The organism is Burkholderia sp. MSMB1588 (assembly GCF_001546925.1).
In the GTDB taxonomy this organism is placed as follows: Bacteria; Pseudomonadota; Gammaproteobacteria; order Burkholderiales; family Burkholderiaceae; genus Burkholderia; species Burkholderia humptydooensis.
Genome location: NZ_CM003770.1, coordinates 1,138,641 through 1,153,254, shown reverse-complemented (window position 1 = coordinate 1,153,254; position 14,614 = coordinate 1,138,641). Strand labels below are relative to the sequence as shown.

Below are 14,614 nucleotides of genomic sequence, written 5' to 3'. Positions count from 1 at the left end.
GACGCGAAATCGCAAACGCGACGATAATCGTGCGCTTCGCCATCCCGGCCCGCCGCTGTCGGCCGCCTGCACACGCGTCGATGGATCAACTGTTCGTCCTGCTCGTCCTGTTCTCCGCGCTGCTGCACGCGGTATGGAACGCGCTCCTGCACGTGAGCGAAGACCGCGTCGCGCAGCTCGGCACGATGTCGGTGCCGTATCTGCTCGCCGGCGCGGCGCTCGCGCTCGCGCTGCCGCTGCCGCCCGCCGTCGCGTGGCCGTACATCGCGGCGTCGGCGCTCCTCGAGCTCGGCTATTGCGTCGCGCTGCTGCGCGCGTACCGCAGCGGCGAGTTCAGCCAGATCTATCCGATCGCGCGCGGCCTGTCGCCGCTCGTCGTCTGCGCGCTGGCGCTCGTCGTGCTCGGCGAAAAGCCGACGCCGTTCGCGCTCGCCGGCATCGCGTTCGTGTCGCTCGGCATCGTGTCGCTTGCGTTCAAGCGCGGCTTGCGCTTTTCCGGCGAAAGCGTGCCGTACGCGATCGTCACAGGCCTCTTCATCGCCGCGTACTCGGTCGTCGACGGCCGCGGCGTGCGGCTCGCCGGCAACCCGCTCGCATACGTCGCATGGGTGTACCTGCTGTGGAACGTGCCGCAGTTCGCGCTGATCTGCCGGCTGCGCGGCGGCGTGCGCGCGCTCGCCGGCTCGCGCGCCGCCGTGTCGCGCGGGCTCGTCGCCGGCACGCTGTCGCTTGCCGCGTATGCGATCGCGATCGTCGCGTACCGGCACCTGCCGGTGGCGACCGTGTCCGCGCTGCGCGAGACGAGCTCGATCTTCGCGGTCGCGATCGGCTGGCTCGCGCTGCGCGAGCGGCCCAACGCGCGGCGGCTCGCCGCGTGCGCGCTCGTCGTCGCGGGCGCGATGCTGATCCGGATCTGACGCAAACGCCGGCTTTGCGCGGAATCGGCCGGTTCGCGGGTTCGGCCGGCGCGGGGTTTGCCGACGCGGCGCGTGCAACGCGCGCCGCCCCCGCCGGCCCCCGCCGCCCCGCTACGCGCTTGCGTCAAGCCGCCGCCGTCGCCGCCGCGCGCCCGAACACCACGTCGTCGATCGCCTGCGACAGCGTGTCGAACGCGCGCGCGATCTCGTCCTCCGGCACGCACGCGTAGCCAAGCAGCAGCCCCGACGCCGCGCGCGTCGCATCCGCGTAATAGCCGGACAGCGCGCGCACGACGATGTCCCGCTCGAGCGCCGCGCGCGTGACCGCGCGGTCGTCGGCGCCGTCCGGCAGCCGCATCACGAGATGCAGCCCGGCATCGCCGCCGACGGCCGGCAGCGCGTTGCCGTAGCGGCGCGCGAGCGCGTCGAGCAGCGTCTGCCGGCGCTGCCCGTACAGCGTGCGCATCTTGCGGATGTGCGACACGAAATGCCCTTCCGCGATGAACTCGGCGAGCACCGCCTGCTGCAACAGTTGCCCCTCGCGGTACAGCTCGGCGCTCGCGGTCGCGAAGCTTTCGGCGAGCGGCTCCGGCGCGACCAGATAGCCGACCCGCAGCCCCGGAAACAGCGTCTTGCTGAAGCTGCCGACGTAGATCACCTGCCCGGCCGTGTCGAGCCCCTGCAGCGACGCGAGCGGCCGGCTGCCGTAGCGGAACTCGCTGTCGTAGTCGTCTTCGATGATCCACGCGCCATGCTGGCGCGCGTATTCGAGCAGCATCCGCCGGCGCGCGAGGCTCATCACCATCCCGAGCGGATACTGATGCGACGGCGTGACGAGCATCAGCTTCGGCGGCGCCGCGAAATCGGCGGCTGCGGGCGCGATCCCTTCCTCGTCGACGGGAATCGGCCGCGTCGTCAGGCCCGACACGTGCATCACGCTGCGCACGCCCCAATAGCACGGGTCTTCGGTCCAGATCACGTCGCCCGGATCGGTCAGCAGGCGCACCGCGAGATCGATCGACTGATGAATGCCCGTCGTCACGATGATCTGCCCGGGCGCGCAGCGCACCGAGCGCGACGTGCGCAGATAATCGGCGAGCGCCTCGCGCAGCGGCGCGAGGCCGCCGCCCGGCGCATAGGTCAGCAGCTCGGGGCGCAGCCGCCGCCAGTACTTGTTGTGCAGCCGCGTCCACACACGCGCCGGAAAGCGCGACACGTCGGGCACGCCCGGCATGAACGCGCCGCCCTGCCGCTTCGACACGCCCGCGCCGCCGACGAGGCGCGCGCCGCGCGCGGACAGCGAACGGGGCGCGAAGCCGGCCTCGGAAGCAGGGTCGGATTCCACGCCGGCCGCCGCCCCGGCGGTCGACGCCGCCACGCCGCGCGCACCCGGCGGCGATTCGGCCGGCGCGCCGACGATTTCGTCCGGCGCGCTGTCCGCGACGAACGTGCCGCGCCCCGTCGCCGAGCTCACGTAGCCTTCGAGCGCGAGCTGCTCGTAGACCTGCGTGACGGTGTTGCGCGCGATCCCGAGCTCCGCCGCGAGCAGCCGCGACGACGGCACGCGCGCGCCCGCCGGCAGTTCGCGGGTCAGGATCGCCTGCTGCAGCAGCCGGTGCAATTGCCGGTAGATCGGCTGCGCGCCGCCGCCGCGCACGATCCGCTGCGCCAGCCAGTCCGACAGCACGCTCACCCGCATAATTGGCTCCTACATATTTATTAAAATGGCTCTGATTTTCAGAGCCAAGTTTGATTATAGTCGTTTCAACGCGCACGCCGGACGACGTGCCCGCCAGCGGCCGTCGCCGCCGGCGCATCCGAACCCCGAGGAGAGACGACTGTGAACAATGCCGATCTGCACGCCCGCAAGAACGCCGCGACGCCGCGTGGCGTCGGCGTGATGTGCGATTTCTACGCCGCGCGCGCCGAGAACGCCGAGCTGTGGGACGTCGAGGGCCGCCGCTTCATCGATTTCGCGGCCGGCATCGCGGTCCTGAACACGGGCCATCGCCATCCGAAGATCGTGAAGGCGATCGCCGGGCAGCTCGAGCAGTTCACGCACACCGCCTATCAGATCGTGCCTTACGCGTCGTACGTCGAGCTCGCCGAGAAGATCAACGCGCGCGCGCCGATCGCGCAGCCGAAGAAGACCGCGTTCTTCACGACGGGCGCGGAAGCCGTCGAGAACGCGGTGAAGATCGCGCGCGCCTACACCGGCCGGCCGGGCGTGATCGCGTTCGCGGGCGGCTTCCACGGCCGCACGATGATGGGCATGGCGCTCACGGGCAAGGTCGCGCCGTACAAGATCGGCTTCGGCCCGTTCCCGGGCGACGTGTTCCACGCGCCGTATCCGAACGCGCTGCGCGGCGTGTCGAGCGCCGATTCGATCGCCGCCGTCGAGACGCTGTTCAAGGCCGACATCGATCCGAAGCGCGTCGCCGCGATTATCTTCGAGCCGGTGCAGGGCGAAGGCGGCTTCAACCCGGCGCCCGCCGAGTTCGTCTGCGCGCTGCGCAAGCTGTGCGACGCGCACGGCATCCTCCTCATCGCCGACGAAGTGCAGACGGGCTTTGCGCGCACGGGCAAGCTGTTCGCGATGGAGCACTACGACGCGCGCGCCGATCTGATGACGATCGCGAAGAGCCTCGCGGGCGGGATGCCGCTGTCGGGCGTCGTCGGCCGCGCGGACGTGATGGACGCGGCCGCGCCGGGCGGCCTGGGCGGCACGTACGCGGGCAATCCGCTCGCCGTCGCCGCCGCGCACGCGGTGCTCGACGTGATCGACGAGGAGAAGCTCGCCGAGCGCGCGAACGCGCTCGGCGACAAGCTCAAGGCGAAGCTCGCGGCATTGCGCGCCGACGTGCCGCAGATCGCCGACGTGCGCGGCCCGGGCGCGATGGTCGCCGCGGAATTCGTCGATCCGGACACGCGCGCGTCCGACGCCGCGTTCACGAAGCGCGTGCAGACGCTCGCGCTCGAACGCGGGCTGCTGCTGCTCATCTGCGGCGTCGACGCGAACGTGATACGGTTCCTCTTTCCTCTCACCATCCAGGATGCCGTGTTCGACGAAGCGCTCGGCATTCTCGAGAGCGTGCTGAAGGAAGCGGTGGGCGTGCCCGCCTGAGTCTTTCGCCGCCCGCGCGCGTCGCGGCCCCCGCCGCGTCGCGCGCGGGCGGCGCCAATCGTTTCCGGATACGGTCGACACACGATGACTACCACTCACGAAACCCTTGCACTGAAAGATCCCGCGCTGCTGCGCGAGCGCGCGTTCGTCGCGGGCGAATGGCAGGGCGCCGACGGCGGCGCGACGTTCGAGGTCCGCAACCCGGCAACGGGCGCGCTGATCGGCACGGCGCCCGCGATGGGCGCGGCCGAGACGCGCCGCGCGATCGACGCGGCGAACGCCGCGTGGCCCGCATGGCGCAAGAAGACCGCGAAGGAGCGCGCGGCGATCCTGCGCAAATGGCACGATCTGATGGTCGCGCACGCGGACGACCTCGCGCTGATCCTGACGACCGAGCAAGGCAAGCCGCTCGCCGAGGCGAAGGGCGAGATCGGCTACGCGGCGTCGTTCCTCGAATGGTTCGCCGAGGAAGGCAAGCGCGTGTACGGCGACACGATCCCGTCGCCCGCCGCCGACAAGCGGATCGTCGTGACGAAGGAGCCCGTGGGCGTGTGCGCGGCGATCACGCCGTGGAACTTCCCGGCGGCGATGATCACCCGCAAGGTCGGCCCGGCGCTCGCGGCCGGCTGCCCGATCGTCGTGAAGCCGGCCGAGGCGACGCCGTTCTCCGCGCTCGCGATGGCGGTGCTCGCCGAGCGCGCGGGCGTGCCGGCCGGCGTGTTCAGCGTCGTCACGGGCGACCCGAAGGCGATCGGCGGCGAGCTCACGTCGAACCCGGTCGTGCGCAAGCTGTCGTTCACCGGCTCGACGGCGGTCGGCCGCCTGCTGATGGCGCAATGCGCGGCGACGGTCAAGAAGGTGTCGCTCGAGCTCGGCGGCAACGCGCCGTTCATCGTGTTCGACGACGCGGATCTCGACGCGGCGGTCGAGGGCGCGATCGCGTCGAAGTACCGCAACAGCGGGCAGACCTGCGTGTGCACGAACCGCTTCTACGTGCACGAGAAGGTCTACGACGCGTTCGCCGGGAAGCTGACCGCCGCCGTCGCGAAGCTGAAGGTCGGGCTCGGCACCGAAGCGGGCGTCGTGCAGGGGCCGCTCATCAACGGCGCGGCGGTGCAGAAGGTCGAATCGCACATCGCCGACGCGCTCGACAAGGGCGCGCGCGTGACGACGGGCGGCAAGCGCCACGCGCTCGGCCACGGCTTCTTCGAGCCGACCGTGCTGACGGGCGTCACGCCCGACATGAAGGTCGCGAAGGAAGAGACGTTCGGCCCGCTCGCGCCGCTGTTCAGGTTCTCGACCGACGAAGAAGCGATCCGCTACGCGAACGACACCGAGTTCGGCCTCGCCGCGTACTTCTACAGCCGCGACATCGGCCGCGTCTGGCGCATCGCCGAGGCGCTCGAATACGGGATGGTCGGCATCAACGCCGGGATCATTTCGAACGAGGTCGCGCCGTTCGGCGGCGTCAAGCAGTCGGGGCTCGGCCGCGAGGGCTCGCACTACGGGATCGACGATTACGTCGTGATCAAGTACATGTGCGTTGCTGTGTAACGTGTGACGTGTGATGCGTCGCGCGCGCCGCACAGGCGGCGCGACCGTCCGAAACGCCGCCGGCGCTTCGCGCGCCGGCAGGCACGGGAATCGGCGACACATACGCGTCGCCCGATGCGTCAGCGAAACACACCCACCGCGTCGACGAGCAGCGACGCCTGCTGCCGCAGGCTCTCCGACGCCGCCGCGCTCTGTTCGACGAGCGCCGCGTTCTGCTGCGTGATGTTGTCGAGATGGACGACCGCGTCGTCGACCTGCGTGACGCCCGCGCGCTGCTCGGTCGTCGACGCGCTGATCTCGGCGATCAGATCGGATACGCGCTTCACCTGCGACACGATCTCGTCCATCGTCCTGCCCGCATAGTCGACGGTCTGCGCGCCGGATTCGACCCGCTCGACGCTCGCGCCGATCAGCGTCTTGATCTCCTTCGCCGCATTCGCGCTGCGCTGCGCGAGCGCGCGCACCTCGCCCGCGACCACCGCGAAGCCGCGCCCCTGCTCGCCCGCGCGCGCCGCCTCGACGGCCGCGTTCAGCGCAAGGATATTGGTCTGGAACGCGATGCCGTCGATCACACCGATGATCTCCGCGATCCGGTGCGAGCTCTCGGTGATCTCGCCCATCGTGCTCACCACCTCGCGCACCGCCCGCCCGCCGCGCTCCGCCGCGTGGCTCGCCGATTCGGACAGTTGGTTCGCCTGCGTCGCGGTCTCGGCGTTGCTCGACACGGTCGCCGTCATCTGCGCCATCGACGCGGCCGTCTGCTGGACGCTCGCCGCCGCCTGCTCGGTGCGCGCGCTCAGATCGTGGTTGCCCTGCGCGATCTCGTTGATCGCGCGCTGCACGGTCAGCACCTGCTCGCTCACGTCCTCGATCAGCCAGCGGAACATCAGCCCGAGCTGGTTGATCGTGCGCAGCGTCATCCCGATCTCGTCGACGCGGTTCATGTTGACGCCCTCGCGGCTCGCCCCCGTCGCGACGTCGAGCGCCTGTTGGCGCAGCGTGCGCAGCGGACGCGCGATCTGCGCGTCGAGCCACCATGCGGCGAGCGCCGCGCCGCCGAGCGTCGCGCCCGCGAGCTGCGCGAGCGGCGCGCCCGTCATGCCGGCCGCCCACGCGGCGCCGACGATCGCCGGCGTCAGCGCGACGATCGGCAGATGGATGCGCGCGCGCACCGACATCGTCTGCAGCAGCGAACACACGCGCAGCAGCCCGGCGCGCACGACCAGGCCCTTGTGGAAGCGCCGGCTGCCCGCGCGACCCTCGCGGAAATCGCGATAGAGCGCGTCGGCGGCGGCGATCTCGGCGCGTGCGGGCTTCGTGCGCACGGACATGTAGCCTTGCGTCTGTCCGCCGCGAATCACGGGCACCGCATTCGCGCGCACCCAGTAGTGATCGCCGTTCATGCGGCGGTTCTTGACGAGCGCGGTCCACGGCTCGCCGCGCTTCAACGTCGCCCACATGTCGGCGAACGCGTCGCGCGGCATGTCGGGATGGCGGACGACGTTGTGCGGCGCGCCGACGAGCTCGTCGCTCGAGAAGCCGCTGATGTGCACGAACGTCGCGTTCGCATACGCGATGCGGCCGTGCGGATCGGTCGTCGACATCAGCGTCGCGTCGTCGGGAAAATCGAACTCGTGGCGGGTGACAGGTTGGTTGTTACGCATGAGCGCTCCGAATATGGGATCTGCGTCCTTTAACTGCTTTCATCGGCCGAATGAATCAATCGAATTGCTTTCGATGAGCCTGTACTCTTTATTTCGGCATAAATTCAAAAAAATTGACCTCGTCCCGGGAAAGCCCGACACGGCAACTTTGGTATTGACATGCGTCAACCAATGCGCCCGGAAGCGCCGCCTTCATGGTGCGCGGCCGGCCCGGCCGGCATTGCCGCATCCGGACTGCTGCTCCCGGTCATTCGGTTCTTTCCGATCGGAATCGAACAATTTCGCATGAATTATTTCATGACTATTGTCGGTCAAATATTCAGGAATTGAAAATGATATTCACCGGCGAAAATACTCCCTCTTTGAAATGGATGCGAAATGTGTCTGATTCAGTTATCCCGACATTTCCGCAAGACGCGAATTCATCTTTTGCGCCAACGAGTTAAGCGAGTGTGGGAGCGGCGCGGTGTAAAGGGGACGACGGTGCGCATCGCAGGACGATGCGAAGGGACGGGAGGAACCGGCTCGGCGACGAAGGAGCGGGCACGCAGCGCAATCGCCCGCCGAAGCCGGAAATCGGGATAGGGGCGAACACAAACGGCCCGGCTCTTTCGAGCACGGGCCGCCTGAGGGAAGCCGCCGCGCGACGCGCGGCGGCGCGCATCACACGCGTTCGATCGCGATCGCGATGCCTTGCCCGACGCCGATGCACATCGTGCAGAGCGCGAAGCGGCCGCCCGTGCGATGCAGTTGATACGTCGCGGTCGTCACGAGCCGCGCGCCCGACGCGCCGAGCGGATGCCCGAGCGCGATCGCGCCGCCGTTCGGATTCACGCGCGGATCGTCGTCCGCGACGCCCAGCAGCCGCAGCACCGCCAGCCCTTGCGAGGCGAACGCCTCGTTCAGCTCGATCACGTCGAACTGCGCGAGCGTCATCCCGAGCCGCGCGAGCAGCTTCTGCGTCGCCGGCGCCGGGCCGATCCCCATCACCCGCGGCTCGACGCCCGCCGTCGCGATCCCCAGCACGCGCGCGCGCGGCGCGAGGCCGTGACGCCGCGCGGCCGCCTCGCTCGCGACGAGCAGCGCGCATGCGCCGTCGTTCACGCCCGACGCGTTGCCCGCCGTCACCGTGCCGTCCGCCCGCACGACGCCCTTGAGCTTCGCGAGCGCGTCGAGCGTCGTCTCGCGCGGATGCTCGTCGCGCGCCACGACGAGCGGCTCGCCCTTCTTCTGCGCGATCGTCACCGGCACGATCTCCTGCGCGAGCGTGCCGTCGGCCTGCGCGCGCGCCGCCTTCTGCTGGCTGCGCAGCGCGAACGCGTCCTGGTCGGCGCGGCTCACGCGGTAGTCGGCCGCGACGTGCTCGGCCGTCTCCGGCATCGAATCGACGCCGTACTGCTGTTTCATCAGCGGATTGACGAAGCGCCAGCCGATCGTCGTATCGAAGATCTCGGCCTGCCGCGAGAACGCGCTCGTCGCCTTGCCCATGACGAACGGCGCGCGGCTCATGCTCTCGACGCCGCCCGCGATCATCAGGTCCGCCTCGCCCGCCTTGATCGCGCGCGCGGCGATGCCGATCGCGTCCATCCCGGAGCCGCAGAGGCGGTTGACCGTCGCGCCGGGCACGGCGTGGGGCAGGCCGGCGAGCAGCAGCGACATGCGCGCGACGTTGCGGTTGTCCTCGCCGGCCTGGTTCGCGCAGCCGTAGACGACATCGTCGACGGCGGCCCAGTCGACGTCGCGGTTGCGCTCGACGAGCGCCTTGAGCGGCACCGCGCCGAGATCGTCGGCCCGCACCGGGGCCAGCGCGCCGCCGTAGCGGCCGATGGGCGTGCGGATTGCGTCACACAGGAATGCTTCGGTCATGTCGTCTCCGGTCGGTCTGATCCCGCGAGCCGGCTCGGCATCGCCGCCTCCGCTCGCCTTGAATTCACGCGATGAAAGTTCGATATATGAACATAAGATCGTTAATCGAACGTTTTCCGTGCGATCATAGGGAGTGCATGGCCTCCCGTCAAGCGTCGGGCCTATGCGGGGCGCGGGTTGGCGCAACCCGACCCCATGCGCTAATCTTCTCCGCTGCACATCATTCCCACCCGCCATGAGCACAGAATTTCAGGCCAAACCCGGCGACTCCTATGTCCAGTCGTTCGCGCGCGGACTCGCGGTGATTCGCGCGTTCGACGCGGAGCACCCCGAGCAGACGCTCACCGAGGTCGCGTCCGCGACCGGCCTGACCCGCGCGGGCGCGCGGCGCATCCTGCTGACGCTGCAGACGCTCGGCTACGTCGAGGCCGACGGCCGCCTGTTCCGGCTCACGCCGAAGATCCTCGATCTCGGGTTCGCGTATCTGACGTCGATGCCGTTCTGGAATCTCGCGGAGCCGGTGATGGAGCAGTTGTCCGAGCGCATTCACGAAAGCTGCTCGGCGGCCGTGCTCGACCGCACCGAAATCGTATACGTGCTGCGCGTGCCGACGCACAAGATCATGACGATCAATCTGTCGATCGGCAGCCGGCTGCCCGCGTACTGCACGTCGATGGGCCGCGTGCTGCTGTCGTCGCTCGACGACGCCGCGCTCGACGACACGCTCGCGCAAAGCACGCTGCGCGCGTACACGCCGCGCACGCTCACCGATCCCGTCGCGCTGAAGGACGAAATCGCGCACGTGCGCAGCCAGGGCTGGGCGATCGTCGATCAGGAACTGGAAGCGGGGTTGATTTCGTTGTCGGCGCCGATCCGCAACCGGCGCGGGCAGGTGATCGCCGCGATGAACATCAGCGGCAACGCGCAGCGGCACACCGCGAAGCAGATGGTGAAGGCGTTCCTCGATCCGCTGCTGGAAGCGTCGCAGACCGTGTCGCAACTCGTCGCGCGACGCGGCTGACACAAGCGCGCTTGGGAGCCGCCCCGCCCCCAAGCGCGCACTCTCCACTTCATCTTCGGCCAGAACGGCTCAGCGGCGCTTGCACGGCCCTATCTTTGTTTTGCTTATCAAGCAGCGCCGCTCGCCGATCGAATCCTGTCCGAATGGTCAGGTTATAGCGCATTAGCGCCGTGAATTCAATGAATTAAAAAAAGCTGTCGCAAATCCGCCGCCGGACGCCCGCCGGCAGGCCGCGACGCGTCCGCTGGACGCCGCGGCGTCTACAATGTCGGCCTCCGGTTGCCGCCGACACGAGCGCACGCCATGCCACACGACGATCCGACGACGCCCCCCGACGCGCCCGCGCCGCGCGCCCGGACGAAAGCGGCGCGCGCGCCGAGCCGCGCGCGCAAGGCGCACATCCGCGAGCTGAACGAGGCGCACCTGCTCGCGTGCGCGGAAGCGGTGTTCGCCGAGTGCGGCTTCGAGGGCGCGAGCACCGCGCGGATCGCCGAGCGCGCCGGGCTGCCGAAGGCGAACCTGCACTATTACTTTCCGACGAAGCTCGCGCTGTACCGGCGCGTGCTCGACGACCTGCTCGAGGACTGGCATGCCGCCGCCGACAGCTTCGACGTCTGCGACGATCCGGTCGCCGCGCTCGGCGGCTACGTGCGCGCGAAGATGGCTCTGTCGCGCGAGCGGCCGCTCGGCTCGAAGGTGTGGGCGAACGAGATCATCAGCGGCGCGACGCACATGCAGGACCTGCTGCTCGAGCGCGTGAAGCCGTGGATGGATACGCGGATCGCGTTGATCGAGCGCTGGATCGCGCGCGGGCTGATCGAGCCGGTCGAGCCGAAGACGCTGCTCTACATGATCTGGGCGACGACCCAGCATTACGCGGACTTCGATGCGCAGATCGTCGCGCTGTCCGGCAAGCGCGCGCTTGCGGCGAAGGCGTTCGACGCGACGACCGACGAAGTCGTGCGGCTGATCCTGCGCGCTTGCGGCGCGCGGTCGCCGGGTGCGCGGGAGCGGGGATAGGGCGGCGCGGCAGGTAGCGAGGGTCGGGATTCTGGATTCGGGATTCGGCCTCAGCTCCAATTCCAGCCTCGGCTCCGGCCCCATGCTTCAGACTTCGGGCGTTACCTTTACGCCATGCCCAATATGCTCCGCCCCCCGGCCCCCCAAGCGCACCTCGAAGTTCGGGGCCGAGCGTCGAGATTCGTCGGCTCCGTCGATCGGCCGTCTTCTTTTCCCATTTTCCGCGTCGCGTCCCGCCTCTGACGAAGGCGCGCCGCGAATTGCTCGCGCGCCGCCCCGCCGTCCGCCCCGCCGGCCTCAATCGCCCGCTTCCGCCGCCGTCTCGCACAGCATCCCGACCGCGACGAGCGACACGATCACGCACGCGGCCACATACGCGGCCGGCGCAAGCTTGCTGCCCGTCACGCGCACGAGCCACGTCGCGGCGAGTTGCGCGGTGCCGCCGAACAGCGTCACCGCGAGCGCGTAGGCGATCGAGATGCCCGTGGCGCGCACGCGGCGCGGAAACGACTCGCACATCAGCGCGAACTCGGACGCGGAGCCCATCGAGTAGAACAGCAGCATCAGCGCGGTGAGCGGCATCACGACCGCGAGCGACGGATAACGGTTCATCAGCGCGAATGCCGGAAACAGCAGCGCGACGAGCACGCCGCGCCCGACGAAGATCGGCAGGCGCCGGCTGCCGATCCGGTCGGACAGCCAGCCGAACAGCAGGCACGTGACGAGCATCACGCAGCCGGACGCGACGCCGACGAACATCGACAGCATCATCGGCAGGCCGAGCGTGTGGATCGCGTAGGTCGGCATGTAGAACGTCAGGATGTACGTCGACACGGTGCCGCCCGTCACCGTGAGCGTCAGCAGCAGCACCGTGCGGCCGTGCTGCGCGAACAACTCGCGCAGCGCGCCGCCATCGATCCCGTGGTGGCCGGCACCCGGCGCGTCGTCGGCGAGGCGGCGGCGCAGATACATGCCGACGGGCGCGATCAGCATCGGCGTTCGCCGGTCCGTCCAGCTTCGATCGGCTTCGATCGGCCGACGGCGGGCGTGCGTTGCCGACGCGCGCGGCGCATCGTAAGCTGCGATCGCAACCGGCCCGCGAGCGGTCAACCGGCATCCACCATTCGTCGCTCATGCCCTCCCCGTGCCCGTCTCGCATCGCGCCAGATATCGCTCGACGAGCCGCGCCCAGAACGCCGCGCCCGTCACGAGATTGCGATCGTTGAAGTCGTATTTCGGGTTGTGCACCATGCAGCCGTCCTCGCCCGCGCCGTTGCCGAGCCGCACGAACGAGCCCGGCCGCCGCTGCAGCATGAACGCGAAATCCTCGCTGCCCATCAGGATGTCGGCCTGCTCGACGACGTTGCGCTCGCCGACCAGTTCCTTCGCGACCTGCGCGGCGAAATCGGTTTCGGCATCCGAATTGACGACGACCGGATAGCCTTCGATGTACTCGACGCTCGCGCTCGCGCCGTAGCTCGCCGCCTGCGCGTCGACGAGCTCGGCGATGCGGCGCCTGAGCAGCGCGCGCACCGCGGGATCGAACGAGCGCACCGACAGTTCGAGCCGCGCGCGGCTCGGAATGACGTTGTTCGCGGTGCCGGCGTGCAGCGAGCCGACCGTGACGACGGCGGGCTGCGCGGGATCGACGTTGCGCGCGACGATCGTCTGCAGCGCCAGCACGATGCTCGCCGCGACGACCACGGGATCGACCGCCAGATGCGGCCGCGCCGCGTGGCCGCCCACGCCGTGGACGTCGATCACCGCCTTGTCGCCCGCCGACATGAACGCCCCGCGCCGCGTGAGGAACACGCCCGGCTCGACGCCCGGATGGTTGTGCATCCCGAATACCGCGTCGCAAGGGAAGCGCTCGAAGAGGCCGTCGTCGATCATCCGCTTCGCGCCGCTGTCGACGCCGTGCTCCTCGGCCGGCTGGAAATACAGATGGACGGTGCCGGAGAAGTTGCGCGTCTGCGCGAGCCGCCGCGCGGCGCCGAGCAGCATCGTCGTGTGGCCGTCGTGGCCGCACGCGTGCATCTTGCCGGGCACGGCGCTCGCGTACGGCAGCCCGGTCGCCTCGGCGATCGGCAGCGCGTCCATGTCCGCGCGCACGCCGATGCTGCGCGCGCCGTCGCCCGCGCGCAGCGTGCCGACGACGCCCGTCGCGCCGACGCCGCGCGTCACCTGCCAGCCCCACGCCTCGAGCTTGCCGGCGACGAGCGCGGCCGTCTCGACCTCCTCGTACGCGAGTTCCGGATGACGGTGGATGCGATGGCGGATCTCGCGCAGTTCGTCGGCGAGCGGGGCGAGGTCGTCGACCTCGGTAAAGCGGGCGTCGTTCATCGAAAGGCTCCGTGACGGCGGCGTCCGGGCAATCGGACGCGCGGAAACGGGTCACTATAGCAACGCCATAACGGTTCAATAAGATGCCGTTTTTTTCACCGCGATAAACTGCGGTTATCACCCCGCCTTCGCCGTCATGAAGCTCCAGCATCTGCAGGTGTTCGTCTCCGCCGCCCATCACAAGAGCCTGCGCGCCGCCGCGCGCGAGCTCGGCGACATGCGCCGCACCGTCGAGGCGGTCGAGCAAGCGCGCGGCGAGCTGTCCGGGCGCAGTCCGGGCGCATCGCGATCGGCACGATGCCGTCGATCGCGCTCACCGCGCTGCCGCGCGCGGTGATGAAGTTCCGCGCGATGATGCCGCGCGTGAGCCTATCGCTCGAGGAAATGACAGTGCCCGACGCGCTCGCGCGGCTGCGCAACGGCGAGCTCGACCTGGCCGCGATCCACCACATCCCCGCGCTTGAGCGCGACTTCGCGCAACTGCCGCTGTGCTCGACGCAATTCGTCGTCGCGATGCGCGAGGGCCATCCGCTCGCGGGCGCTCGGCGGCTCGCCGAGTTGCTCGACGCCGAATGGATCGTCACGGCCGGCGCCGATCACTTCCCGCACAGCGTGAAGATGTCGATGTTCAACGCGCACGGGCTGCCGCTGCCGCAGCGGCGGCTGCGCGCGCTGTCGTCGTTCGCGGTGACGCTCGGCCTCGTCGCGCGCTCGGACGTGATCGGCTGCTTCACGAAGCCGCTCGCGGCGATGGTCGCGCCGCTCGGCATCCGCGCCGCGCGCCTCGACGACATGCTGCCGAGCTACGCCCTGTCGATCCTGTCGCGCCGAGACCTGCTGCCGACACCCGCCGTCACGCAGTTCATCGCCTGCCTGCGGCAGGCGGCCGACGAAACGTTGACGTAGATCATTCCCCAGCCGGCAACGGCACGCCGCGCCGCACAAGCCGCCGCGGCGCTCGCCCGATCGCTATCGGGGCTTCCACTAAGCAGCCTCCGGCTATTTTGTCTTGGTAATCTTGGCGCACCGTTCGTCCCGCACCGGACGAGGGCACCAGTCAGCCCGGCCGCAGCCGCGCCGGGCCGAAGCGCACCGCGGCACGACC

9 protein-coding genes and 2 pseudogenes are annotated in these 14,614 nt (G+C 69.6%); 6 read left to right on the top strand and 5 right to left on the bottom strand.

Features of this window, described 5'->3' with window-relative positions; translation table 11 throughout:
- The first annotated feature begins 80 nt into the window (after positions 1-80).
- Positions 81-917, top strand: a complete 837-nt coding sequence (locus WS92_RS04725) for a DMT family transporter (RefSeq protein WP_006029021.1) — start codon at positions 81-83, stop codon at positions 915-917.
- Between the two features lie 124 nt (positions 918-1,041).
- Here WS92_RS04725 and WS92_RS04720 read toward each other — a convergent pair whose 3' ends face one another.
- Entirely contained in the window at positions 1,042-2,616 is a 1,575-nt protein-coding gene (locus WS92_RS04720; protein ID WP_059932366.1) for a MocR-like pyridoxine biosynthesis transcription factor PdxR, read from the bottom strand.
- 141 nt (positions 2,617-2,757) lie between these two features.
- On the opposite strand from WS92_RS04720, the gene WS92_RS04715 reads away from it, so the two are divergent.
- Both WS92_RS04715 and gabD read left to right on the top strand, forming a co-directional pair.
- A complete protein-coding gene (locus WS92_RS04715) occupies positions 2,758-4,041 on the top strand; it encodes a 4-aminobutyrate--2-oxoglutarate transaminase (protein WP_006029023.1) in 1,284 nt (427 codons plus the stop codon).
- 84 nt (positions 4,042-4,125) lie between these two features.
- Positions 4,126-5,595, top strand: a complete 1,470-nt coding sequence (gene gabD / locus WS92_RS04710) for an NADP-dependent succinate-semialdehyde dehydrogenase (protein ID WP_006029024.1) — start codon at positions 4,126-4,128, stop codon at positions 5,593-5,595.
- A 119-nt stretch (positions 5,596-5,714) separates the two neighbouring features.
- Here the strand turns inward: gabD and WS92_RS04705 are convergent, their stop codons facing one another.
- Positions 5,715-7,259: a methyl-accepting chemotaxis protein gene (locus WS92_RS04705; RefSeq protein ID WP_015603181.1), complete on the bottom strand. Its 1,545-nt coding sequence runs from the start codon at positions 7,257-7,259 to the stop codon at positions 5,715-5,717.
- A gap of 663 nt (positions 7,260-7,922) precedes the next feature.
- Complete coding sequence (gene pcaF / locus WS92_RS04700) at positions 7,923-9,125, bottom strand: 3-oxoadipyl-CoA thiolase (protein WP_015603480.1); 1,203 nt, start codon at positions 9,123-9,125, stop codon at positions 7,923-7,925.
- A gap of 235 nt (positions 9,126-9,360) precedes the next feature.
- Here pcaF and WS92_RS04695 point away from each other — a divergent pair, with 235 nt between their 5' ends.
- Positions 9,361-10,146: an IclR family transcriptional regulator gene (locus tag WS92_RS04695; protein WP_006029026.1), complete on the top strand. Its 786-nt coding sequence runs from the start codon at positions 9,361-9,363 to the stop codon at positions 10,144-10,146.
- Positions 10,147-10,449: 303 nt separating this feature from the next.
- Positions 10,450-11,166, top strand: coding sequence for a TetR/AcrR family transcriptional regulator (locus WS92_RS04690; RefSeq protein WP_059933263.1), 717 nt, complete (start codon positions 10,450-10,452; stop codon positions 11,164-11,166).
- Between the two features lie 297 nt (positions 11,167-11,463).
- On the opposite strand, the pseudogene WS92_RS04685 reads toward WS92_RS04690, so the two are convergent.
- Together WS92_RS04685 and WS92_RS04680 are read right to left on the bottom strand one after the other, a co-directional pair.
- A pseudogene (locus WS92_RS04685) lies at positions 11,464-12,159 on the bottom strand (MFS transporter); the annotation flags it as partial.
- A gap of 138 nt (positions 12,160-12,297) precedes the next feature.
- Complete coding sequence (locus tag WS92_RS04680; protein ID WP_059933266.1) at positions 12,298-13,509, bottom strand: M20 aminoacylase family protein; 1,212 nt, start codon at positions 13,507-13,509, stop codon at positions 12,298-12,300.
- Positions 13,510-13,645: 136 nt separating this feature from the next.
- On the opposite strand from WS92_RS04680, the pseudogene WS92_RS04675 reads away from it, so the two are divergent.
- Positions 13,646-14,415: pseudogene (locus WS92_RS04675) on the top strand (LysR substrate-binding domain-containing protein).
- The last annotated feature ends 199 nt before the right edge of the window (positions 14,416-14,614 follow it).